25 protein-coding genes and 3 tRNA genes are annotated in these 22,769 nt (G+C 55.7%); 11 read left to right on the top strand and 17 right to left on the bottom strand.

Features of this window, described 5'->3' with window-relative positions; genetic code table 11:
* Positions 1-42: 42 nt before the first annotated feature.
* From ACZ5GQ_RS07000 to ACZ5GQ_RS06990, 3 genes are all read right to left on the bottom strand, one after another.
* Complete coding sequence (locus ACZ5GQ_RS07000; RefSeq protein ID WP_498856434.1) at positions 43-1,173, bottom strand: hypothetical protein; 1,131 nt, start codon at positions 1,171-1,173, stop codon at positions 43-45.
* Between the two features lie 40 nt (positions 1,174-1,213).
* Positions 1,214-1,675: a hypothetical protein gene (locus ACZ5GQ_RS06995; protein WP_498856433.1), complete on the bottom strand. Its 462-nt coding sequence runs from the start codon at positions 1,673-1,675 to the stop codon at positions 1,214-1,216.
* Positions 1,676-1,995: 320 nt separating this feature from the next.
* The gene (locus ACZ5GQ_RS06990) at positions 1,996-2,916 is read right to left on the bottom strand and encodes a hypothetical protein (protein ID WP_498856432.1); all 921 of its coding nucleotides are present in this window, start codon (positions 2,914-2,916) and stop codon (positions 1,996-1,998) included.
* A gap of 229 nt (positions 2,917-3,145) precedes the next feature.
* Here ACZ5GQ_RS06990 and ACZ5GQ_RS06985 point away from each other — a divergent pair.
* A tRNA-Thr gene (locus ACZ5GQ_RS06985) sits at positions 3,146-3,218 on the top strand.
* Between the two features lie 10 nt (positions 3,219-3,228).
* On the opposite strand, the gene ACZ5GQ_RS06980 is transcribed toward ACZ5GQ_RS06985, so the two are convergent.
* From ACZ5GQ_RS06980 to ACZ5GQ_RS06960, 5 genes are all read right to left on the bottom strand, one after another.
* Positions 3,229-3,774, bottom strand: a complete 546-nt coding sequence (locus tag ACZ5GQ_RS06980; RefSeq protein WP_498856431.1) for a PLP-dependent transferase — start codon at positions 3,772-3,774, stop codon at positions 3,229-3,231.
* Positions 3,719-4,393 carry a PLP-dependent aminotransferase family protein gene (locus tag ACZ5GQ_RS06975; protein WP_498856430.1) on the bottom strand — a complete coding sequence of 225 codons (675 nt, stop codon included), beginning with the start codon at positions 4,391-4,393 and terminating at the stop codon, positions 3,719-3,721. Before ACZ5GQ_RS06975 ends, ACZ5GQ_RS06980 begins: the two co-directional genes overlap by 56 nt.
* A 117-nt stretch (positions 4,394-4,510) precedes the next feature.
* Positions 4,511-4,837 carry a hypothetical protein gene (locus tag ACZ5GQ_RS06970; protein WP_498856429.1) on the bottom strand — a complete coding sequence of 109 codons (327 nt, stop codon included), beginning with the start codon at positions 4,835-4,837 and terminating at the stop codon, positions 4,511-4,513.
* Between the two features lie 76 nt (positions 4,838-4,913).
* The gene (locus tag ACZ5GQ_RS06965; RefSeq protein ID WP_498856428.1) at positions 4,914-5,324 is read right to left on the bottom strand and encodes a zinc ribbon domain-containing protein; all 411 of its coding nucleotides are present in this window, start codon (positions 5,322-5,324) and stop codon (positions 4,914-4,916) included.
* 90 nt (positions 5,325-5,414) lie between these two features.
* Positions 5,415-5,984 (bottom strand): DUF998 domain-containing protein, encoded by a 570-nt coding sequence (locus ACZ5GQ_RS06960; protein ID WP_498856427.1) that lies wholly within the window; start codon positions 5,982-5,984, stop codon positions 5,415-5,417.
* Positions 5,985-6,147: 163 nt separating this feature from the next.
* On the opposite strand from ACZ5GQ_RS06960, the gene ACZ5GQ_RS06955 reads away from it, so the two are divergent.
* From ACZ5GQ_RS06955 to ACZ5GQ_RS06945, 3 genes are all read left to right on the top strand, one after another.
* Positions 6,148-7,245 carry an MFS transporter gene (locus tag ACZ5GQ_RS06955; RefSeq protein ID WP_498856426.1) on the top strand — a complete coding sequence of 366 codons (1,098 nt, stop codon included), beginning with the start codon at positions 6,148-6,150 and terminating at the stop codon, positions 7,243-7,245.
* A 95-nt stretch (positions 7,246-7,340) separates the two neighbouring features.
* Entirely contained in the window at positions 7,341-8,336 is a 996-nt protein-coding gene (locus ACZ5GQ_RS06950) for a DrrA family ABC transporter ATP-binding protein (protein ID WP_498856425.1), read from the top strand.
* Complete coding sequence (locus tag ACZ5GQ_RS06945) at positions 8,333-9,163, top strand: ABC transporter permease (protein WP_498856424.1); 831 nt, start codon at positions 8,333-8,335, stop codon at positions 9,161-9,163. Before ACZ5GQ_RS06950 ends, ACZ5GQ_RS06945 begins: the two co-directional genes overlap by 4 nt.
* A 53-nt stretch (positions 9,164-9,216) precedes the next feature.
* Here the strand turns inward: ACZ5GQ_RS06945 and ACZ5GQ_RS06940 are convergent, their stop codons facing one another.
* Both ACZ5GQ_RS06940 and hjc read right to left on the bottom strand, forming a co-directional pair.
* Positions 9,217-10,413: a citrate/2-methylcitrate synthase gene (locus ACZ5GQ_RS06940; protein ID WP_498856423.1), complete on the bottom strand. Its 1,197-nt coding sequence runs from the start codon at positions 10,411-10,413 to the stop codon at positions 9,217-9,219.
* Positions 10,414-10,465: 52 nt separating this feature from the next.
* Positions 10,466-10,948, bottom strand: coding sequence for a Holliday junction resolvase Hjc (gene hjc / locus ACZ5GQ_RS06935; protein ID WP_498856422.1), 483 nt, complete (start codon positions 10,946-10,948; stop codon positions 10,466-10,468).
* Between the two features lie 92 nt (positions 10,949-11,040).
* Here hjc and ACZ5GQ_RS06930 point away from each other — a divergent pair, with 92 nt between their 5' ends.
* Positions 11,041-12,153 carry an MFS transporter gene (locus ACZ5GQ_RS06930; protein WP_498856421.1) on the top strand — a complete coding sequence of 371 codons (1,113 nt, stop codon included), beginning with the start codon at positions 11,041-11,043 and terminating at the stop codon, positions 12,151-12,153.
* Positions 12,154-12,183: 30 nt separating this feature from the next.
* Here the strand turns inward: ACZ5GQ_RS06930 and ACZ5GQ_RS06925 are convergent, their stop codons facing one another.
* From ACZ5GQ_RS06925 to ACZ5GQ_RS06915, 3 genes are all read right to left on the bottom strand, one after another.
* Positions 12,184-13,113 (bottom strand): 2-oxoacid:ferredoxin oxidoreductase subunit beta, encoded by a 930-nt coding sequence (locus tag ACZ5GQ_RS06925; RefSeq protein ID WP_498856420.1) that lies wholly within the window; start codon positions 13,111-13,113, stop codon positions 12,184-12,186.
* Positions 13,103-15,040, bottom strand: coding sequence for a 2-oxoacid:ferredoxin oxidoreductase subunit alpha (locus ACZ5GQ_RS06920; RefSeq protein ID WP_498856419.1), 1,938 nt, complete (start codon positions 15,038-15,040; stop codon positions 13,103-13,105). The genes ACZ5GQ_RS06925 and ACZ5GQ_RS06920 overlap by 11 nt, the downstream gene beginning before the upstream one ends.
* A gap of 101 nt (positions 15,041-15,141) precedes the next feature.
* Entirely contained in the window at positions 15,142-15,438 is a 297-nt protein-coding gene (locus tag ACZ5GQ_RS06915) for a hypothetical protein (RefSeq protein ID WP_498856418.1), read from the bottom strand.
* Between the two features lie 180 nt (positions 15,439-15,618).
* Here ACZ5GQ_RS06915 and ACZ5GQ_RS06910 point away from each other — a divergent pair, with 180 nt between their 5' ends.
* A complete protein-coding gene (locus ACZ5GQ_RS06910) occupies positions 15,619-15,978 on the top strand; it encodes a DsrE family protein (RefSeq protein ID WP_498856417.1) in 360 nt (119 codons plus the stop codon).
* On the opposite strand, the gene ACZ5GQ_RS06905 is transcribed toward ACZ5GQ_RS06910, so the two are convergent.
* Together ACZ5GQ_RS06905 and ACZ5GQ_RS06900 are read right to left on the bottom strand one after the other, a co-directional pair.
* Positions 15,926-17,236 carry an APC family permease gene (locus ACZ5GQ_RS06905; protein ID WP_498856416.1) on the bottom strand — a complete coding sequence of 437 codons (1,311 nt, stop codon included), beginning with the start codon at positions 17,234-17,236 and terminating at the stop codon, positions 15,926-15,928. The two genes, ACZ5GQ_RS06910 and ACZ5GQ_RS06905, sit on opposite strands and share 53 nt — an antisense overlap.
* A gap of 44 nt (positions 17,237-17,280) precedes the next feature.
* Positions 17,281-18,249, bottom strand: a complete 969-nt coding sequence (locus ACZ5GQ_RS06900) for an ROK family protein (RefSeq protein ID WP_498856415.1) — start codon at positions 18,247-18,249, stop codon at positions 17,281-17,283.
* Between the two features lie 77 nt (positions 18,250-18,326).
* Between ACZ5GQ_RS06900 and ACZ5GQ_RS06895 the strand changes: the two genes are divergently transcribed.
* Positions 18,327-19,013 carry a phosphoribosyltransferase gene (locus tag ACZ5GQ_RS06895; RefSeq protein WP_498856414.1) on the top strand — a complete coding sequence of 229 codons (687 nt, stop codon included), beginning with the start codon at positions 18,327-18,329 and terminating at the stop codon, positions 19,011-19,013.
* Position 19,014: 1 nt separating this feature from the next.
* On the opposite strand, the gene pyk is transcribed toward ACZ5GQ_RS06895, so the two are convergent.
* On the bottom strand, positions 19,015-20,406 hold the full coding sequence (gene pyk, locus ACZ5GQ_RS06890) for a pyruvate kinase (RefSeq protein ID WP_498856413.1): 1,392 nt from the start codon (positions 20,404-20,406) through the stop codon (positions 19,015-19,017).
* A 50-nt stretch (positions 20,407-20,456) separates the two neighbouring features.
* The gene (locus ACZ5GQ_RS06885) at positions 20,457-21,014 is read right to left on the bottom strand and encodes a nucleotidyltransferase (RefSeq protein WP_498856412.1); all 558 of its coding nucleotides are present in this window, start codon (positions 21,012-21,014) and stop codon (positions 20,457-20,459) included.
* Between the two features lie 137 nt (positions 21,015-21,151).
* Here ACZ5GQ_RS06885 and ACZ5GQ_RS06880 point away from each other — a divergent pair.
* From ACZ5GQ_RS06880 to ACZ5GQ_RS06865, 4 genes are all read left to right on the top strand, one after another.
* Positions 21,152-21,235 (top strand) — tRNA-Ser (locus tag ACZ5GQ_RS06880).
* Positions 21,236-21,298: 63 nt separating this feature from the next.
* Positions 21,299-21,375 (top strand) — tRNA-Pro (locus ACZ5GQ_RS06875).
* Positions 21,376-21,558: 183 nt separating this feature from the next.
* Positions 21,559-22,080, top strand: a complete 522-nt coding sequence (locus ACZ5GQ_RS06870) for a TQO small subunit DoxD (protein ID WP_498856411.1) — start codon at positions 21,559-21,561, stop codon at positions 22,078-22,080.
* A gap of 12 nt (positions 22,081-22,092) precedes the next feature.
* A complete protein-coding gene (locus tag ACZ5GQ_RS06865; RefSeq protein ID WP_498856410.1) occupies positions 22,093-22,608 on the top strand; it encodes a TQO small subunit DoxA domain-containing protein in 516 nt (171 codons plus the stop codon).
* Positions 22,609-22,769: the final 161 nt, after the last annotated feature.

Raw genomic sequence — 22,769 nt, 5'->3', positions numbered from 1 at the left:
TATCAGGCACCTGGCCCAGGCGGGCCAGGCCAAAATATAAGCCTAAGGCCTGCCCCTCCTGATAGACCTGAAGTAGGAGCCCCCCGCCAGGGCGAAGGCCCCCGGCACCAGAGGCGAGGCGAAGGGGCCCAGGGAGTTAACCAGGGCGAGCACCAGGAGGCTCGCGGCGACCCTGCCAGTGTTGAGCATTAGGTGCCTGTTCGTCATGTACTCGGCGAACCTCTCGTGCCTCATGGAGTTCCACGTGTCCACGTCCACGAAGGTCACCATCTGCCCCATGAAGGAGGAGGCGACCAGGTAGGCCGGGGCGGCCCTCCAGGTGACCGCGGTGGCCGCAGCAGATGCCATAAGTGCTACGGAGGAGTACATCACCAGGTTGCCGGCGCCGAGCCTGCTTGCCATCCACCTCCTGGCCCTCACCACCGCGACCCCCAGCGCGTTGAGGGCGTAGTTGAACTCTGCGAACCTGGCGTAGCTGTCGCCAAAGTAAACGTACGTCAGTATTGGGTTAACGTAGGAGGTGGCGTAGCCGTAGCCGAAGAGCATGGAGAGCGCTGTCACCAGGCCCCCGTACCTCCTGTCCCTGGCCGGGAGCGAGGCCATGTGAAGGACTGAGAAGCTGCCGAGGCTGGGCCTGAGGCTTGGCATGAGGGCGCTGGCAACGGCTAGCCCAACGGCTGACGAGGCGAAGAGCACGTAGTAGCCTGACGACCTGAGGGCGGCCAGGACGCCGCCGTATATAGCTGGCAGCGCCAGGGAGGAGGCGAACCCAAGGTATGAGAGCCTGTTGAAGAACGTCAGCCTGTCGCTTATGAACTCGTAGTAAGCTATGTCCCAGCCGCTCCAGTAGAGCCCGGAGGCCACTCCGTAGAGGGCCGCCAGAGGGGGCACGTAGCTGTGGGCCCTGGGGCCGAGGGCCAGGAGGGTGAAGTAGAAGGCCGCCAGCAGGGCGAGGCCCGGCCTGTAGAGGGAAGCCGTTGACCTGAGCCTCCCGCTTGACATTCCCACTGCTATGTATGTCGCCAGTATGAACGCTGCGCTCACTATGTAGAACTCTATGGAGGTCTCCATGGAGCCCCCAGTAAAGAGGTACAGGCCCAGCACTGGCGACGAGAGGCCGTTGGCGACGCTGAAGGTCCAGCTGGCCCACAGCAGCCTTGAGCCTTTGTCCAAGGGCCCGCCCCAAGGTCCTGGCCAGGGCTAGGCTTTAATCCTACAAGAACTTGTCAAGCTCCCTGTAGAGCTCCTCCCACTCCTCGCCCTGCCCAACTATCCTGCCTCTGACGAGGGCCTGGTAGAGGTCATGGAGGACCACGTGGTGGAACTTCTCGTCCCTCAGCAGGAGCTTGAGGATGAAGGTGAGCTGCAAATTGGAGGCCACAGAGGGGTTCCTCAGCTGGGACTCGAAGAACTTGACAGCGTCCTCCTCGGTCACTATGTGCTCCCTTATGTCGTTGAGGGTGTCCTCAAACTCCTCAAGGCTGAGCTCGCTGTTAGTAAGTAGCTCCTCCGCTATCTTAAGCAGCTGGTAGTGCTTTTCAGAGTCAACAGCCACTGCGGTGAGCACCGCCCTCACCAGTGGGCTCCTTACCTTCCTGGCGGTGGCGGAGAGCCTGGCAGCGTGGGCCGTCTCCACGTTGGCCCACTCCTCAAGCTGAGCCCTGATGTCGACCAAAGGCACTGGCACCGCGTAACTGGCAGGGGCCCTTAATTATTAAGTTTTTTTAAAGCCTGCTGACAACGTAAGCCCCTAAGGCTTTCACTGGGGCCCCGCCCTAGGAGAGCCTCAGGACAGCGAGGAGGATAGCCTCACCCTGTCAGGAACTTCGGGTGGCTTTATAGCGAAGGGCGGGAGACGTTCTTTAGCTCCTCTAGACCAACAAGCTAAGAACCGCGACATTTAATGAAGCGGCATGACTGCCCAACGGATTTCCACAGCGCGCTGATTCTCCTTAAAATTAATTATTGTGCATAAGTTAAGTCAAGTTAACTGCCTCAGCCCTGGCGTACGTTTGTGCCGCTCATGCTGCTCAGCTCCCTGTAAGCCTTTATCATGCTCCCTATTCCTATGCCTCCCACCACTGTAAGTACAAGAACTAGCCCTACGTCTACAGCGTCTAGGTTAGGTATTGGCACCCCAGTGCTCAGGGCCATGTAGTCTATGGCTGGGAACAGCACTATGAGAAGACCTATTGCCATGAAGGCTATACCTCCATAGTATAAGGTCCTCCCGGCAGTGGCCGCGCCAAGCCTCTTTACGCCCTCCTCGCCCAGGCCCTTAAGTCTTGCCAGGTTGGCGAACAAGGCCCCAAATATTATCTGCATGGTCATAGTTCCAAGGCCGAACATCACGCCTGGGAGGGGGGCGTAGAGCAGGGAGCCGACCCTAGGCGCAAGTATGAAAGTTATCACGCTGGCGTAAGCGCCGAACCCGAAGCCAGCTATGAGACCGTGCACAATGGTCATCTTAAGCGGCACGTCCCTCAGCTGCTCATATATATTCCTCCTCTCTGCCCTGCTGCCGTGGGTCCTGCTGCCCAGCAGCCTGTCAAACTCAAGGTGCAGGTACCTGCCCTTCAGTATGTAGGACCCAGCTATGGCCATGACTATGCCCACCACAAAGTACACAGGGCCGTCAAGGTTATACCTCTGGTAGAAGTACGCCAGCCCCAGGAAGCCGAGGGTCGTGAGGAGAGCCCTCTGCAGCGTGAACCCGAGCGAGAAGAGGAGGCCTGCCTTCATGCCCCCCCTCGTGCTGTACTTGCCCACGGCGTAGCTGAAGGTTATTGGCCATGTGTGCTCGTCGGGCGTCGCACCGTGCAGAAGGCCAAGCACGTAAGACACCAGCAGTATCATGCCCAGCGACAGGTTCTGCGGCGGGTTCAGCAGCCACTCCACCCAGCCCCAGGCGCTCATTGTGCACACTCACCAAAGGGATTAATGCTTGTTGTGCACATATAAACCTTTCTTTAGATCTGCCAGCGAGGCCGCGCTTAAGGCTGTTACATGGTTTTGTCCTGCCTACGCATAGGGGCTCAAAACGTGGGAATTCATCGCAATATAGGCGATACAAAGGCCACGAAAGTTATAAAAAGTTATAACTAGCTAGGGTAGGGAGGAGTTGGGGGTCAAAGGGGCCCCCAGCGCCGCCGTAGCTCAGCTGGTAGAGCGCTGCCCTGGTAAGGCAGAGGTCCCGGGTTCAAGTCCCGGCGGCGGCTCTGCCATGCTTTAACTTATGGACTCCAGAGCCTTACCAAAGTCCTCCACAAGGTCACTCTCATCCTCCAGGCCCACGGAGACCCTTATCAAGGACTCCTCTATTCCTAGCGCTCTCCTCTCCTCAGGGTTTATGTGGCTCGACGCAGTAAACGCCGGCAAGGTCACTAAGGTCTCCGTGCCTCCGAGGCTTGGAGCTCTCCTGGCCACCCTGAGGGCCTTCACAAGCCTGAGGGAGGCCTCTGGACCTCCCTTGGGAATGAAGGAGAGGACGCCGCCGTATAGGGGCCTCTCGAAGAGCCTTGAGGCCACACCATGATATGGGCTATCGGGAAGGCCTGGATAGTAGACACTGGCCACCTTGCTGCAGTCATGAAGGAACTCGGCCAGCGCCATAGCTGTCCTGCTCTGCCTCTCAAACCTCAGGGACAGCGTCTTCAGGCCCCTGTAGGTAAGGTAGGCCTCGAACGGCGGCTGCACCGTTCCGAGCTTCCTCCTCCACTCATAGAGGCCCTCCGCCTCTTGCGCCTGCGGCCGCCACCCCGCCCACCACGTCATTGTGGCCAGCTAAGTACTTAGTGCTGCTGTGCACCACTATCGAAGCTCCCATCTTGAGGGGCCTAACCAGCAGGGGGGTTGTGAACGTGCTGTCAACTATAAGTTTGGTGCCGACCTCGTTGGCGGCTTTACCTATCTCCCTTAGGTCCACTACCTTGAGCGTTGGATTTGTCATCGTCTCGAGCACAGCCACATCATACTTTCCTCTCACGAGCTCATTAATTACCTCCTCCGTTGAGGGGTAGACTTTAACCAGGGAGCCTCCAACTAGGTTCACTAAGTCCTGAAGCAGCTGGATTGTAACGCCGTACATCTCCATCAAGGCTAGGATTCTCACGCCCCTTCTCAGCAGGGCCAGGAGGGACGCGGCCATGGCGCCCATGCCTGAACTGAAGGCCAGAGCGTCATCAGCGCCCTCCAGCGCGGCTACGGCCTTTTCGAGGGGCCTTAGGCTTGGATTTGTCTCCCTTGAATACCTGACTACCCTGCCCCTGTCATCCCTGACTGCGTTGTCGTCAGTTATGTAATCATAAGCAACGCTGAGGTAGATGGGAGGTACAACAGGTCCGTAAGGATCATTGCCGTACTGAGACCCTAAGATCCTCGTGTCCTCGCGCAAGTTAAGCACCAGGACTTAGATATGGCTATAGCTTATATACGCTGCTAAGTAAGGCCATTACAAGAATTAATATGACCTAAGGGACCTTCGATCAAAACTATGAAGGGCGGTAAAACTTTAATGCTTAGAGGTGCGAAGGCTTGAGTGCCTAGCTGTTATCAGTAGGTACCTTAGGTACTCATAGGCGTCCTTGGCGTTGGGGGACGCGTAAACTACTAGGTCCTCAATGCTTCTGCTCTCCACTATCTCATATGCCTTCTCGACGTCACCTTTGGCCAGGTACATAGTAACCTCCTTAGCGCTCTCCTCGAGCGACTTAAGGGCTTCAGCCACGTCCCTGAGGCCCTCCCGGTAGGCTAGGTTGGCCTCCCTTCTGGCTTGCCTCGCCAGCTCCATGGAGGCCCTCATCGCCTCGTCTGGGAGAGCGCTGATCACAGCTCTCACTACACTTGTAGTGGCTGCCGAAATTAAAAAGATTTATTGAAAAGTTTATGATCGATACATTATATTTAAGCAGCCATCATCCGCCCTTTCCCTTGGGGACTGTATATGGTCTGCCTCCCTGGGCAAGCGGGTAGAAGTACCTGAACTTAAGGCCGCACCTGGGGCACTGAAGGCTTCTGCCCACGTACTTGCCAAAGTACCACGGGGGACGAAGGAGCTTGAAGTCCCTGACCCTGCCTTTAAAGCCGCAGCCTGGACACGTGAGCTCCGAGTCCCAGCCTATCATAGCGTCACTCAGCAGCTTTATTGCGTCTGCGAGCGACCTAACGTCGCTGAGAAGGCTCGCCAGGTCACCCCTGCCTATGTAGTCAAGCCATGCCCTTATGTGGCCCTGAGCCAGGTGGTACTCCACAGCCTTGGAGTCAACCTGGGAGAGCCTCTTCATCTCGGCCAGTAGCTCCTCCTCATCTTTGGCGACGCCTATCACCCTGTCGAAGCTCTTGAAGTAAAACGGCTCCTTAGACGTGGCGGTCCCCAGTTATTTAGTGCAGCAGCTTCTACTTATCCTTACCTGCGACTAGCTTCTTCCCTCGCCCAGCAGCGCTCCTGAGAAGCCCGCGGCCCAGAGCAGGTTAGGGTAAACTATGAGCCTCTCCATCCCGCCCCACCCAAGGCCTAGGTATATCCCGCCCACGTAAAGCGCCAAGGCGATAAGGCCTACAGTGCCTAGGATTCCCCACAGGGGATTCTTAAGTCCTCTGTAGAATGACGCCGGGTACGAGGCCAGCGAGGAGGCCAGGAAAGTCACGAGTGAGAAGACTAGGTGAAGCCCATGCGGAGACCCCTCTGGGAAGAGGCCAACGCCCGCAGCTCCGATGCCTGAGGCAGCCACCAGGGCTCCGAGCGCCCTAGCGGTCAAGTCCCTTCCAGAGCGGTATAGCAGTGCGCCGCCTGCTATTAGCAGAAGGCCCAGCAGCACTATTGAGGTGTTGAAAATAACCGCGTGGGGCGTGGAGGGCTCTAGCCTTGGATTGCCCAGGTCGCTTATGTAGTTCCTCGAAACGCTATACCCTGGGTATATGGCCTCGGCTATTAGCATAAAGAGAACGAACTGCGAGATTCCAACAAATATAACGTATCCAGCCAAGCGATTCCCACTCAAGCGGGACCCCGGACAGCTCGCCGGCGGAAGACAATAAGCGTGGTTATCGCTCCCGTAACTTTCCACGTAAAGGCCCTAAGCTTATAAACCCATCAAGGTTGGCGTTAGCCTAAAGGGCGCAAAAGGCACGAGCAGGCTGAGGCAAGAAGTGATCCTCCTGCTGACAAGGCTTGTTTACTCGATGCAGTGGTACGTCCTAGCGCCAGCTATGCTCCAGATGCTCTCAGAGTACGGCGCCCCCAGCTGGCTCTCAGGCGTATTGCCGCTGGTCTTCATAGCGGGGGCCGCGTCAACGCAGCTGGTCAGCGTGGCCCTCTCCGCCAGGATAGGGGCAAGGAACACTTTTGTCATCGGCCTTGCTATACTCTCGCTCTCGGACATCATGATATACTTTGCTGACAGCACCTGGGAGGCGGTGGCGCTCAGGCTAATAGCTGGTCTCGGCACTGGCCTCTTCTTCGCCCCAGCGGGCTTCGTGCTCGTGAACATAAGTGACTCGTCGTCAGCAAGCCTCATGGGACTTTACAACGCCACGTTTAACTTAGGGGGCCTTGTGGCCCTGGCCTGGGGGGTTGTGGACGGCCTCCTGGGATGGAGGCTCGGAACCCTCACAGCGGGGCTCCTGGGCATTGTTATGGACGTCGCCAGCGCCGTGACGATAAAGTTCAACGGAAGGCCCGCCAACGCAAGCCCAAGCGCTAAGAGCTCGTGGACTGACCTCCTGATAGTGGGCGCGGCTGGGGCCGGCGCCTTCGGAACCTCTTACGCCTTTGGCTTCCTCCTGCCATCCATGGCTCAGCTCTCGTTCGGCGCATCCCCCTTCGGCTCTGGGTCCCTGACGCTGCTCATGTTCGCTGGTGCCGCCCTCGGGGGCTTCCTTGCGGTATGGGTGCCCATCAGCTGGGCCAGGAGCAGGCTGCTAGTCTCCATCCTCTTAGCAGTGTCCTCCATAAGTTACCTTTTAATTTACAGCAGATCGTTCACGTTTTTCCTGGTAGCCTCCTTTATTAACGGCTTCCTGGTTGACCTAGCCTTCAGCGTCTACTACGCGTACATTGTAGAGAGGTACGGCAGGGACCAGAGCGCCCTCTCACTTGCGTTCATTAACATGGCTAACATGGCCTTCAGCCTCTGGATATTCCCCCTAGCTGGGTATGCGCTTTCCAATGGCCTCCTGGCTGAGGCCCTGATCCTGGGCGCCGCCAACGTGGCGACCGTGCCCCTGCTTTACGTTACCAGGAGATGACAGGCGGCTAGTGCACAGAGGGTTAGGAAGAGAATGTTATGATTCACAAATATAGAATAAAGATATATAAAGCTCTTAGATAATCAAAGGCCTAGGTGGCCCATACGTCAGACGTGAGCATACAGGCCATAAACCTCACCAAAAGGTATGGCAGCCTCTTGGCGGTTGACCACATAAACTTTAAGGTTATGAGGGGCGAAATTTACTCTTTGCTGGGACCTAATGGAGCTGGTAAGACCACTACCATATCCATGTTAGCGACTCTCAGAATGCCCTCAGAGGGCGATGCCCTTATTGAAGGCTACAGCATAGTGAGGGACAAGGTCAAGGTCAGGAAAGTCATAGGCATTGTGCCCCAGGACCTCACGGCTGATGATGAACTTACAGGCTTCGATAACGTGCTGCTTATGGCTAAACTTCACGGCTTCAGAGGTAAGGAGGCCGAGGAGAGGTCCTGGGAGGCCATCAAGTTCATGGAGCTTGAGGACGCGGCCAAGAGGAGGGTAATGTACTACAGCGGCGGCATGAGGAGGCGGCTCGAGATAGCTATGAGCATAGTCCATAACCCTAAGGTGGTGTTCCTTGACGAGCCCACTGTTGGGCTTGACGTTCAGAGCAGGAGGCATATATGGGACCTCGTAAGGGCCCTGAAGAAGGAGGACGTCACTATAATACTGACAACCCACTACATGGAGGAGGCCGAGGAGCTTTCCGACAGGGTGGCCATTATAGACCATGGCCGCATAGTGGCCGAGGGCACGCCTGAGGAGCTGAAGGCCAAGGTAAAGGGCGACAGGATCTACATAAAGTTCTCAAGCGACGCTGAGACGGAGAAGGCCATGAAGGAGCTCTCCCGCAGCTTTAGTGACGTAAAGCTGCTAGACAACTACGTCGTAATAAAGGTAGAGTCCTCCGCAGAGGCAATGCCGCAGCTCATAAAGGAGCTCTCCCAGTTCAACGTGCTTGAGCTCAGGGTCGTGAGGCCTAACCTAGAGGAGGTCTTCCTGGAGCTAACGGGCCACGGGCTAAGGGATGAGGAGTCATTTGACGCGTTTAAGTTCAGGAGGCTCATGAGGGCGGTGAGATCATGATGAGGGAGACCTACGTGCTAGTTGAGAGGGAGCTCAAGAAGTGGGTCGGAAGGAGGGGCACCTTCTTCATATCGTTAATAACCCCCGTCGCGTGGCTGGCCCTCTTCGGAAAGAGCCTCAACTTCGTCAACATGTTCTCATCCGCGGGTCTACAGGGGGCCAACCCTGTCATCATTAAGCAGTACGTTGACCAGACGCTACTCAGGCTCTTCGGAACTACCAACTACTTTGCCTACCTGGCCACCGGCATGTTCGTGGTCTTTGCCTTCTTCCAAAGCGTCTTTGGCGGCGTTAATATAGTGTTTGAAAAGAGGCTAGGGAGCATGAACAGGCTAAGAATGACGCCGGCTCCCAGGTCCAGCATATTCCTGGCCAAGATGATAGCCACACTCATAAGAACGTTCTTCTATGAGACGGTGCTCCTAGTAATAGCAGTGGCGCTGGGCTTTAGCGTTGACTGGAACGCCATTAACTTCGTTGAGGCGGGCGCGGCGATAGCCCTCTTGGCGGCGGGCTTCATAAGCATATTTGAGGCCATAGGCTTCACCGTTGACAACCAGGAGATAATGTTCTCCATAGTCAACCTCATAAACCTGCCACTCATGTTCGCGTCGCCGGCCCTCTTCCCCCTCCAGCAGATGCCGTGGTGGCTCAGGGACATTGCAAGGTTTAACCCGCTCACGTATGCTGTTGACATAGTTAGATATAACCTGCTTGGAGTTCACAGCTTCAATATACTTGAGGACTGGATGATACTTATAGCAATAACTGCCATTTTCATAATTGCTGGACTTCTGGCAAGCCTAAGGGTGCTTGAGAATTACTAATCGGAATATAATATAAAATAAACATTTTAAAAGTTAAAAAGTGAGTAATAAAGTTACTTCCTCTCACTCATGGGGACGTACTTGAGGCCTGTGGGGCCTACGTACTTCTCATCGGGCCTTATTAACCTGTTGTTGAGGAACTGCTCTATATAGTGAGCAGTCCAGCCTACTATCCTGCCCATGGCAAATATTGGCGTGTACATCGGTATCGGGATGCCGAGCTGGTAGTAGAGCACCCCAGTGTAGAGGTCTATGTTGGCCGGCAGGTTCTTCTCCCTCTTCATGACCTCCTCTGCCTTGGCGAGAACCTTAACCCACATGTCACCGTTAGGCAGCTGGGCCACGAACTTCCTGGCTACATCGGTCCTTGGGTCGTGCACCTTGTAGACCCTGTGGCCGAAGCCCATTATGAGCTCCTTCCTGGCTAGCCTGTCCTTTATGTACTGCTCTATGTAGTCCTCGAGCGGTATTCCCTTCGCCTGGGCCTGCGCCTGGGCCTCAAGCAGCATCTTCATAGCCTGCTCGTTGGCCCCTCCGTGCAGCGGTCCCTTGAGCGAGGCTACGCCGGCGGCCACGGCGCTGTAGATGTCCGTTAGCGTGCTGGCGGCTACCCTCACAGTGAAGGTGCTGGCGTTGAAGCCGTGATCCATGTAGAGGACCAGTGTGGCCTCAAAGGCCCTTGCCTCGATGTCGCTCGGCATCCTCCCCAGGATCATCCTCAGGGCGTCCTTGGCGTGAGGCAGGCTTGGGTCAGGCCTGTAGAGGACGCCGTCCCTCGGCAGGTGCCACGCGGCGGCGAAGATGAACGGGGTCAGCGCTATGAGCCTCATGGCGTGCTCCTCTAGGAACTCGAATGAGGCCTTCTGGGGCCACTCAGGCGCGTAGAACTGACCCAGCAGGTTGTAGGCATACTGAGCGTAGTACATCGGGTGAGTTGCAGGGACCAGCTTCAGCGCGTCTATTAGCTTCTCAGGTATCTCGGCCCTGTAGCTGTCAAGCTTCTTCCTGAACTCGTCATACTCCTTCTGGTTTGGCAGGTGCCCGTAGTGTATGAGGTAAGCGGCCTCGTAGAAGTCTGCGTTTGCGCCTATGTCATCTATGGTGTAGCCGCGGTATATAGTGGCCTTGCCCGTAGGGTCGACGCCGCTTATGTTAGTAGTGTCAACTATTACATTGTCAAGGCCCTTTGGAACCACGATCCTTCTGCCAAGCGGGCCCTCTTCGTACTGGCACTCCACCTGCTTGGACAAACTGAACCTACCTCCGTCCGCGCTAAACTGTACGTGAGGCTCAATAAGAGAGTTAGAGGTCAGTCGTATCTAACTTGCCAAGACTTGGAGAGTTAGAGTCCAGCCTAAGGTATGTTGAGAGGTCCTTATGCTTCCTTTCTAGCAGCTCCTCGACGTCCCTGAGCCTCATGCCGCTCGCTGGGTCGTCCACAGCAAAGCTGGAGCCCGTGGGCCTTAGGGACTCAACCGTGTGGAACCTCCACTCGCCTCCCCTGGCTCTGAACGCTATCAGGGCCAGCCCTCCCGCCCTTCTTGCGAACTCCGCCAGGCCTACAACCTGCTCCGCCTCTATGTAAAGAGGGCCTGAGCCCGACCTGGACTTAACTTCGATGACTAAAACCTTACCGTCCTTGACGGCCACCAGGTCAGGCTGAAATCTCCTCTTAGTCCCTCCCCCGCTGGCAGGCCCCCTGACCACAGCGAACCCTCTTTCCCAGAGCATGTCGGCAAGCTCGTTCTCAGCCCTCGTACCCTTTGCCTTAGGGTTCCTAATCATCTGCGCTTCAATGTCTATATAGTCCTACACGATTATTAATTCTTATGTCCTGGACCTCCAGGCGCGGGGAAAGGACTTTGCGGCATAGACTTATGACTACAACGTCTGTGTCGCTCTCGTTCCTGTGGGCTGCGGTATCAGTCCTGTCGCTGGGCTATGATATAAAGGGCGTGGCGCTGTCCCTGAGGGCCAGCATAAGCGAGGTCTCAGTGGCCATACTGCTCTCGTGGGAGGTCGGTGCGATAGCTTCCGTGCTCCTCGGCAGGCTTGCAGACCTACTGGGTGACAGGCCAGTGATGGTTATGTCATCATCCCTCCTTGCCCTTGGCCTCCTGCTTGCCTCAACCTCAAGGTGCCTCTGGCGCCTGTACGTAGCGTGGTCCCTGGTCGGCGTGGGCGCCAACTCAAACAACGGAATAGCCTACTACGTGGCTGCAGGCCTTCATCCATCTAAGTCTGGAACTATAATCGGCGTGCTCGAGAGCCTGTACTTCATAGGAGCCATGGTAATGTCTGGCATCTACGCATCGCTTGGAGCCTCCGGCTGGAGATTAACATTCCTGCTCCTCTCCATGGTTAACGCGCTCTCTGCCGCGCTTCTGGCGGCATCGGAGTTCCCTCAAAGGGAGCGAAGGGCCTCCTTCAGGATTTCAAGAGTCCCCGCAGGCCCCCTTCTCTTCTCATCTATCGTAATGGCGTCGTACTTTGTGCTAACAGTTCCACTACTCACATACCCAACATATACGCTTTCACTAGCTAACATAGGCGAACCCCTAGCGTCAGTAATTATAAGCGCTGCCAGCGTAGTCGGCATAATATCATATGTAGGAATGGGCGTCATTTCAGATAGGGTTGGGAGGAGGCTTCCGCTGGCGCTCGCGGGCATCATAGGCGTGGCCGCGGGCGCCCTTATGATAGCCCTGACCAGTGACAGGGCGGTGTTTGCAATAGCTTACATAGCTGCGGTGGCCGCCGGCGGCTTCTTCTCGGCAGCAGGCGCGTGGATAACTGAGATATTCCCAGAAAGCAGCGAGGGCATAGCCGTTAACCTGTCACTTCTGCTTGGAAGGATAATAGGGGGGCTGGCCCCATTCCTTGTGACTCTTCCTAGCTCCGGCAGGGGGCTTATCATGGCAGTGCTAGCGGCCTCGGTCACTCTTATTGTAAGCTCAGCCCTCGTCCCTGGCGTACATGAGGGGAAGTAAGGAAAAGAAGGGGGAACTTAAACCTAAAGCTCAAGTAGGCACGAGCCTGTCCTTAAACGCGTCAAACGGGTTCGTCAAGGCTCTTCCGTTAACGTCGATCACTCTCCTTGCTGGCGGATTCTGCAGGTAGCCAGGCATTATCTTCTCTATCCTCACGTCGAAAGGCTCCACCATGGTGTTCCTGTAGAATATGCCCAGCGGTATCCTGGTGTCCCACTCCAGCATCTTCTCAACTATCTTCGGTATCTTCTTTATGTCCTCAGGCTTCTCTATGTTGGGGTCCCAGCTCGGGTCCTCCTTGTCCAGGTAGTATATCCTCTTCTCGTACCACTCCTTTGTCATCACGTCGTTGTACGTTGGGCACGGCTGGAGTATGTCAATGAGCGAGGTCCCCTTGTGCTTTATGGCAGCCTTTATCATCTCCTTCAGCTGGTCTATGTGGTAAGCGTAGGCCCTCGCTATGAACGTGTAGCCGCTGGCAAACGCAAGCATGAGCGGGTTAACAGCGCTCTGTATGTTGGGCTGTCCTAGAGCCTTGGTCTTAACGTAAAGCGGCAGCGTCGGCGCCGCCTGGCCCTTAGTGAGCCCGTAGACAGCGTTATCATGAAGCAGCACCTTTATGTCTATGTTCCTCCTGCCGACCGCGACAAAGTGGCCAGCTCCTATTCCCAGGAGGTCGCCGTCTCCTGAGGCCACTATAACCACCTGGTCTGGGTTGGCGAGCTTTATGCCCTGGGCCACAGGTATGGGCCTGCCGTGAAGGGTGTGCACGTTTGACGTCTTAACGTAATATGGCATCCTGCTGGAGCACCCTATGCCTGAGACTATGGTGACCTTCTCGTTCGGCAGGTCAAGCTCCGCTAGCGCCCTCTGCAGGGCGGTCAGTATGCCGAAGTTGCCGCAGGCAGGGCACCACTGGACCCACGCGTCCGTCTTATAGTCCATCCAGCTACGAGCCATCGCTCACCACCACCAGGCCCTCCTTCATTCCGAGCGCCTTCTTAATTCCATTATAAACCTCCTGCTCCATGAGGCTCCTGCTGTTGAGCTTTGCGACCCTCTTCTTTATGTCAAGCCCTGTGAACATCCTTATAGCCATGACCATCTGGCCAAAGGCGTTGTTCTCGACAGCTATGACATCGTCTGAAGAGCCTATGATGCCCTTCACGACCTCCGTTGGGAACGGTAGGAACGTCTTTATCTGGAGGAACCTGACCCTGAGGCCATCAGCCTTGAGCCTCTCCATGGCGTCCAGTATCGGCCCCTTGGTGGACCCCCAGGACACTATAGTTATCTTGGCGTCTGGGTCGCCGTAAAGTACCGCCTTCTCTGAGTCGGGTATGCCCTTCTCTATAGTCTCCATCTTCTTTATCCTCTTCAGCATCATCTTCTCCCTAGTCACTGGGTCCTCGGTCACGATGCCGTACTCGTTGTGCTCCAGGCTCGAGACAAGGAACCTCACGGTGCCGAGCGGGGCCCTTGGGCTTATGCCATCCTCAGTTATCTCATACCTCTTGTAGTCAGGACCAGGGTTCACCACGTAGTTGCCCCTAGTGAGGGGCACCTTGTATGGATCTACGTCCTCCCTATCAAAGCTCATCATGCTTGCCGCCATGTACTTGTCTAGCAGGTGAATTACTGGGACCTGGAACTGCTCAGCCCAGTTGAGGGCCTTTATTGTGTCGTAGTAGGCCTCCAGGTGGTCGCCGCTGGCGATCACTATCTTAGGCCACGCCTCGCCGTGGCCAGCAAATATGGCATGCAGGAGATCCTGCTGGCCCTGCCTGGTAGCTATCCCAGTTGAAGGCCCAGTCCTCATCCAGTCACTTATGACAACTGGCGCCTCGGCCATCACCGCAAAGCTTATGGCTTCATTCATAAGCGAGAGGCCGGGGCCGCTCGTGGTGGTGGCTACCCTGGCGCCTGCTATGGCTCCGCCTATGGCCATGTTGAGCGCTGCGAGCTCATCCTCAGCCTGAAGGGTCAGCGAGTTCATCTTGCTGGTCCCAAGGGCCTTGCTTGCCTCCTCGTCAAGGTCGAACACCCTGTGGGACTCCATGTAGAACGCCTCGTCCTGGCTTGGCGTTATTGGGTAGTAAGTCTCAAGTCCAACGCCGCCCACTATTTTGGCCATGGCAACTATGTCGTTGCCCGTGGCTATCATTCTTACCTTGCCCTTATGGGGCCCATCTGGAAGCTCCTTGGAGATGCCGAAGTTATTCTTGACGTAATCATAAGTCACCCTGGCCGCCTCCACGTTAGAGTCGATGATGCTCTTTCTTCCTGAGAAGTAGAGGTTTATGGACTTCTCGACAGCAGTAAGGTCTATGCCCAGCACCGTGGCCAGGGCGGTTATCGTCATTGTGTTAACTGTCTTCGAGACGCTTACCACGGTCGTCTTAAGCCTGTCCGCGGTCTGCTTCAGCAGGTCCTTTAACGGAAGCCCTATAGTCTTTATGCCGTTCTTGGAGAGGTACTTAACCAGCTCAGATGCTATTGGCTCTACTCCCTTAGACTTGAGGTCGGCTATGACCCTCTCCTTGACCTCAGGCTCCATTGGAGCTATCTTCTCTATCCTGGTCTGCAGGGAGTCGAGGTCATATATTAGGTAGCTGCCCTCCTTCAGCTCATTATAGTGCGTAAATATAGCCTCGGCATCGAGAGCCAACAGCGCGTCGGCAGGAAGCCTGACGCTCCTAGGCCTTGATGCCTTCACCCTTACATTATAATAACTGTGGGCCCCAATTATGTCGCTGTGGTACTCCCTTATACCGAAGACGTCATATCCCTTAAGCATGAAGACCCTGAGCATCATCTGCCCTGAGGACTCTATGCCGCCTCCCTGGGGCCCCCCTATCATGACGTCAATGTCTACTGCTTCGCTCAATCTCAGCAGCACCCCCACACCGCGCTCTGTTGCCCTAGCAGGACTTATTAAGCGAGATCAAATTACCTATAAGTTTGACCTTAAAGCTTACGTTGGGGCCTTTAAAAGGCCCCGTAGATCTCCTCCCTGACGTCAGGGTCAACATATGCAGCAACGTAAACCTTTACGCCCTCCTTGACCAGCAGCATCGCTTCCTCCCCGCTAACCCTTGTCCTGAGCTCTGGCACCCAGTAGAACGAGCTAGGGTCTATCTTAAGCTCGGCGTGCCTTTCACAGCCATCATCGTCCATGGTAAGCTTGCCCCAGGCAGTACAAAGGCCCACGAAGGGGTAAACTACGTGCGGCCTCCAGTAGGCGCACGTGGAGCAGCTTTCGGTCTCGTTCAAGTCCTCTCCCAAGCGCTACATAGTGACAGTTAACACTTAAAAGAAGTAAGATATTTGCCGTCAACAGCTGACAGGTACCATTGTGGGAGCCTTAGAGCAAAGGATCCAGGGGCGGCTAAGCCAAAATGTGAGGAGGCCCAGCTCCTGCCGCCTGCTTAAATTTTCGGCAGAGCCCCGCCACTGGGACCAACGGTGAGCGCTGAGTACAAGGCAATTATACATGTTGACGAGGACTCACGTGAGAAGTTAATGGCCGCGCTGAGGAACGCCTATAACCTACTTGACAGTGTCGGCGAGAAGAACGCCGAGGTTGCATTTGTATTCAACGTCAGAGGGCCCTTGACATTACTTAAGGGATCCCTAGACGACTACACCAGGGAGCAGATAAACGAGCTGCTCAGCATGGGCGTAAAGTTCTTTGTGTGCTCAATATCGCTTCGGTCGCTTGGGGTTAAGAAGGAGGACCTCGTTGACGGCGTTGAGGTCGTGGACTCGGGCGTCAAGAGGATAGTTGAGCTTGAGAAGGAGGGCTACGCCTATATAAAGCCCTAAGGGCCGTCCCGCTGAGGCCTGCGGCGGCTGCCACGCATATAGTGGGCATAACCCCGACCAGGGCTGTCACAAGGCCCTGGGAAATTACCTCATAGTAGAGCCCTGCAATCATTAGCGCTGCTCCCCCTACAGCCAGCGGCAGCCCTCTCACTGCGCTGTTTAGGTACTTGCGCGAGAACGCCGCGTAAAGCAGTGATATTACTGAATGTGACGCGAACAGCGCCGTTAGCGAAATTATCACTGAGTAGAAGTAGACGTTCAGGGTTCCTACCGCCATTCCAACAAGGTTGACCCCTACAACCACGGCCAACACTAGCAGCGCTGACCTGTCCACCCTAACGCCGGTTAATGCATAGGTCAGCCTCTGCACTGCCATGAAGGCGGCCACCAACGTACCAAAGAGGCTGCTCAAGGTGAGCGCCGCGTAGATATAGGGGAACCAGCCCCCGACGAACCTCTCAGCAACCCAGAGGCCCGGGTACTGGGTCTCCGCCAGCATCGAGGAGACCCCGCTGTTCGTGAAGCCTGCAGCGGCGACTTCATAGTATGCCGCAAATGATATGGCAGCCGCGCCTACCATGAAAGCAGCAAGAAACGAGAGGCTCACGTCCCTCGACCCTCTCCTAGCCTCATACCCCATGAAGAACGAGGCTCCGCCTCCTGCTACAGTGAAGGCCGCAGCCATGGAGCCCGCGAAGAGCTCCTGGGGAGTGACCGTGAGGCTGAGGGGCCTCAGCCCAGTGTGCATTAGCACTAACACGCCAAGGGACGCTATCACCGCTATCTCAGCCGTTGAAGTGAAGAGCGTGACGCTCAAAGGAGCTGTCGTGCCAGCTATTGCGAGCCCTGCCACGACCAGGGGCACCAGCACCGCAGCAAGCTCTACGAGAGTCCTTGACGCAGGAATCAACATGGGGAGCACCGCGCCGGCAAAGTACGACGAAATTGCGGAGATGTAGATAGTATAGCTGAGCCAGTAAGTCCAGCCGACTGCCCTGGCTATGCTTTCCCCTGCGGACCTTCTGGCGAACTCGTAGGTGCCGCCGTAGGACGCTATAGCCTTAGAGTAGCTGTAACCTATGGCCACCCAGATCCCATACATGGCCACGCCGAGCAGGGCGGCCAATGGGGCTGACGCGAGCGACTGAGCCATGACTATTGTCAACAGGGCGGCCGTCGAGCTGAGAGGGGCTATTGAGCTTAGCGACTGGGCAAATATCATGTAACCGGGAACAGACGACTTCCTTAATTCCTTCACTGGATACCCTATCCAGCTATTTAGGGGAGCTAATAAAAGTGCTTCTACTTTGGCCTATAGGCGTTCCTAGCTATTGCCTGCGGCGGCGTTATTGCCGTGGCAGCGGCGCCGTAAAGAACTTCGTCATCTCCAAAGGTGCACCTCTCTATTCTAGGCACCCCGAAGACGCCCACGTACTCTTTCATGAATTCCATAAGCTCACCCTTTATTAGATCCTCGTTGTATAGATATATACTGCCCCCTATGAATATGACCTCAGGGTCGTAAGCCGCCACTATGTTCATCATGCCTGCTGCGTGAACCCTGTTTATGAAGCTCACAGCGTATCGCGCAAACTCGTCACCCTGCCTAGCCATGGAGTAAAGGGCCTCTGGGCTGAGCTCACCCTTAGAGGCAAGCTCAAATGCCTTAGTGCGGGGGCCTGACCACCTTGAAGTCAAGTACTGGGCAGTCCTAGGTATGTTCCTCCCCCCAACGTAGGCCTCCCAGTGGCCATTGCCACCGCAGCCGCACCTGAGCTCGGACTCGAAGTTAACCACGCTGTGCCCTAGCTCGTGCGCGTTGCCCCTTCTTCCAACTATAAGGTTGCCGTCCACTACAGCGCCCACCCCTAGCCCAGTGCTCATGGTAACGTAAGCTAGGTCGTCAAGCTCCTTGCCAGCCCCGAGGACCTTCTCCGCCCAGGCCCCCGCCAGGGCGTCGTTGGTTAGGTAAACGGGCCTCTGAAACTCCTTGCCAAGCGAGTCCCTTATGTTAACGTTACCATAGCCTAGGTTGGGCGCCCAAAGGAGGGTCCCCTCCCTTAGGTTAAGGGGCCCTATGGAGGCCACGCCTATAGCCTCAAAGTCGGAGCCCCCGCTCACTTCACCTATCAATGATATTATTGTCTTAACTAGGTCGCTGCCGCTGGTCTTGGGCGTCTGAGTCTTTCTTACCGTAACAGGCCTATCACCATCAAACAGGGCAACGCGCAGGTTAGTGGCGCCTATGTCAACGGCTATTACCTTCCTCATAGACTTCCCCCGGCCCACAAAAGCGTAGCTCCCGATATATTTTTAAATGCAGTCAAATGGCTCCAGTGGGGATAGCTGTGCCCAAAGTGGTCACTAAATTAGTCTCCTGGGACGAGGTCGTTGAGTGGAGCCTTGGGCTTGCCAGGAAGATCGAGGAGTCCAACTGGATTCCTGACATGGTGGTGGCGGTTGCAAGAGGCGGGTACGTGCCCGCCAGACTCCTGTGCGACTATCTAGGCATAAGCGACCTTATGAGCCTACAGAGCCAGCACTGGACCGAGGCGGCCAGGGCCTCACAGAAGGCCATCATAAGGAACCCCTACTCAGTTGAGGCCAAGGGCCTGAAGATCCTGGTAGTTGATGATATAGTTGACACCGGTGAAACTCTTGCCCTGGCAAGGGACTTCATAGCGAACGAGTGGAAGCCTGAGGAAGTGAGGACTGCGGCCCTGCAGTGGATAAGCCCCGTGGCCAAGTTCAAACCTGACTACTACTACCTTGAAGTTAAGGACTGGGCCTGGTTCCAGTACCCGTGGACCCGCCTTGAGGACCTGACGCAGTTCATAGAGAGGATCTTCAGGGAGGACGAGAGGGCTAAGAAGGGCCTGAGCGAGGATCAGCTTAAGTCACTCTTCGTTGAGTGGTATGGCGTTAAACCTGAGGACTTCGGCAGCTACTGGAGGCTGGCAATAGACAGGCTGACCTCCAAGAGGGTTCTAGAGGTCAAGGACGGAGTCTTCGTGCTGTCCAAGCTAAAGACGTAGCTCAGAAGACCTGCTTTACCTTAACTACGGCTGTGCTCCTGTCAGGGGTCCAGGACAGCTCTACCAGCAGGCTCCCAGGCCCCGTTATTCCCCTGTTCTCGAGCTCCTTCTCAGTGGCCTCAAGCCCCTGCTCCTCGCTGTCTGCGGGTCCTACCACTATGGGCACCGTAGCCCAGAGCAGCGAGAGCTGTCTGGCAAGCTGCGCAGTGGGCACGCCCACGTATATTGAGGTGCCTGGCCTGAACGCTGATATCAGCCTGGCCACGTCAAAGTCGTGAGCGTAGACGACCACCGAGGCCCCAACGTTCTGCGCCATCTCAACCACCCCTCTTGATATCCTGCTCTCAAGGCTTGATGTCAGCTGGTCGACGCGCCTAGGCCTCACGTTCTTGTTTGCCTCCTCTATTACCCTGCTCAGCCATGAGACGACCTCGGCAGGGTACTTACCTATGGAGGTCTCTGAGGTAACCAGGAAGCCGTCAACCCCCTCCTCAATGCCTGCATAGACGTCTGAGATCTCGCCCCTAGTCGGCAGGGGCCTCTCTATCATGCTCATGAATATCTCCGTGGCCAGTATAACTGGCTTCAGCTTCCTCCTGGCGGCCTCTATTATTCTCCTCTGAATCACCGGTATGTCCTCTAGCGGGAAGTGCATGCCCAGGTCCCCCCTAGCCACAACTATGCCGTCCACCACGTCAAGTATGGAATCTATGTTGTTGACCCCGCTCGGAGTCTCTATCTTTGCCAACAGCTTCACGTCCTTGGCCCCAGCGTCGCTAAGGGCCTTCCTTATGATCTCCACGTGCCTCGCGCTCCTGACGAAGCTGGCCATTACATAATCAAAGTCGTTGGCCGCTATGAACTTCATGTTCTGCAGGTCCTTCTCGGTAACTGGGGGCAGGTCATATTCCTTGCCGGCCAGCACGACCCCCTTCCTTGGCTCCAGCCTCTGGCCACTTATCACCCTGAGCGTGGCTGAGTCCCTCTCAACGTCCTCCACCGAGAGCACGACCTTGCCATCATCCACAAGCACTCTGTCGCCCCTCTCAAGGGACGCAAAGAAGGCCCTGTTGTCAACTGGCACGCCGTCACCTTGGGTGTCCTTATACTTGAACCTGACCTGTTGCCCTGGAGCTATGTCCATTCCCTGAAACTCGCCAAGCCTGACCCTCGGGCCCTCAAGGTCTGCGACCTTGGCCACGTAAACGCCAAGCTCCTGGGAGGCCTTGTCTATGAGCTCAAGGAACGTTGCCCACTGCTTCTCATCGCCGTGGCTCATGTTTATCCTGAAGCCATCAGCTCCCGCTGACATCATCCTCCTGACTATGGCGTAGTCCAGCGTAGAGGGGCCCATGGTAACCATTATCTTGGCTAGCCTCTTCACGTGCAGCACCCACTAGCCCTGGCCTGCTAGGGAATATTAGCTCAAGCAGTCATTTAGCGCTAAATTATGCCGTGCTCACGAAGTCTTCTAAGTATCACTTGCCTTTCGTCGAACTCGCCTGCAAGCTCCTCAACCCTACCCCTGTCTACCCTTAGCCTGCCTCCCTTCACTAGGCTTCCTATTTCCTTCAGGGCGTCCTCGTCCTGCTCCCTTCCCGCCCTGGCCTTAAGCACCAGGTAGTGCTCCACACCTATGGACTTAACCTTGATGCCCTCCACCTCAACTCTCCTCGCGCTTGATATGAAGTCCTCTGGCACGTAGAAGTCATAAAGGTTGTCGTAGAACTCCACTGGTACCTCCTCACCCTCCACGAGCATGGTTATTCTCGGGGTGCCAAGCCACGTCTGTCCGTAATCCCATGAGTTGGCCTCGGCCATAGCGCGGTATGCGTCCTCATTATCTATTACGTTGGGGGACTCCGCGAAGAGGTCTATGTCATCACCTAAGTCGCTGGCACCCACCGCTATGGCTATGACGCTGCCCCCTATCAGCGTGAACTTAACGTTATTCGACGTGAGCATCCTTATCGCCTGGGCGAAGGCCTTCCTGCTGACCATCTTGCCCTACCTCACGTCATACTTCCTTGGAGGCCTTAAAGTAACTTAATGAACTTCATCACAGTCAACTTAGCTTCGCCAACTCAAGCAGTGCTAGTGGAAGCGATAAAAGGGCCTCGTGACAAGTTAGTGCGTGAGCCGGGGTGGCCGAGCGGTCCAAGGCGACGGGCTCGAGACCCGTTACCCGCAAGGGTGCGTGGGTTCAAATCCCACCCCCGGCGTCATGAGGGCCCTCGGGGCCTGAGTCCTAAAGCTTAAATGTATGGGGAGAATACACCCACCATGGGGCCGTAGTCCAGCTTGGTAAGATGCGAGGCTTGGGCCCTCGTGATCCCGGGTTCAAATCCCGGCGGCCCCACCACCTCCTCCTTACAGCCATGAAAGATTGGCCGCCAAGGGCCCTTCATAAGGGATCGCCGCAACTTCGGTTTTATTAAACTATAAAATAGTTATAAAGTAATTTATATGAACTTAATTGATATATTTAATTACTTGTTAAAAACGTTTAAACATCGCTGCCTATCTTGAAAGTTTTGTGAGATATATGAGCAGAAGTGTTGAGACCACACAAATGTACCTTCCTATACTTCGCGTGACCCTCGGCTTCATGTTCTTCTCAGCCTTCGTAAGGAGAACCATAAACGTCCCGGACAAGCTGAACCCACATTCCTCGGCCTACGTTGGAGGCAAGCTGATAACCTTCCTGCCCCACGCATGGGCGCCCATAAGGGGGACCCTTGAGTACGTGCTCCTACACCCAGCCCTCCTCTACGAGTTCCTGATCTTCTTTACGGCTATGGAGGCCCTCTTCGGCCTCCTGATGATGCTTGGCCTGCTCACCAGGCTCTCTGGCCTCGTGCTCGCCTTGCTCTCGTGGGGCATAGGGCTGGGGGCAGGCTGGCTAGGGCCCACATGCGTTGACGAGTGGCAGATAGCAGTAGTTGAGGGCGCCGCGGCCTTCATGTTCATCTTCACCGGAAGCAGGTGGCTCTCGCTGGACCAGCTGCTCTCAAGCAGGTTCCCGCAGGGCCTGAAGATAGGGAAGGTGTACATACCCCTGTGGTGAGGGGTGAGCCTCATGAGCTTCTCGCCTAAGGTCATGGAAGCCATAGCAGTGGTAGCATTCATATTCGTTACTGGAGTCACCCTAGCTATGTACCAGATAAACTTTGGAGGCCTGAGCCACTTAGTAAACTACTCCAAGACCCCAGCCTATGAGCTCTATGGGACCAGACTTTATGAGAATGGCACCCTATTCCTCCAGATAGCCAGGGTGGCGGGGCCTGACACCTACGGCGGCTTCATATCGCTTGTGCAGGTGCTCTACCCTAACGGCACGGTGCTGTACCAGTGGAATGAGAGCCAGCTGGCTCACATACCCTCAAGCGACATAACTAATAGGTATGACCTACCGGGCCACCTAACGCACTCCACAGGCTTTGCCCTTGAAGTTCCCCTAGGGCAGAATTCAACGGTTATTCTTCAGATGCCCATGCACGTGAGCCCTGGTAACTACATAGTTAGAGTTTATGACGTTGATGGACAGGACTCGGCCTACGGTATAACGTTCCAGGTCGAGGTAACGGTAAGCTGAGAGCTCTAGCTTGGGGTACGATATCCTCCACTTCTTTCTCTTTCTTTTCTTATCCTTAAGTTCTTTCCACTTCATGCGCTAAGGCTTAAACCTATTATAATCATAATTGCATAAGCCTGGCCGCTGGGCCTTGTTGGAATTGCTGCGCCAGAGAGCCATAT

The sequence above is a fragment of the Caldococcus noboribetus genome, assembly GCF_055389385.1.
The sequence above is the reverse complement of the archived record's forward strand: the minus strand, read 5'-3'. Positions and strand labels throughout refer to the sequence as shown.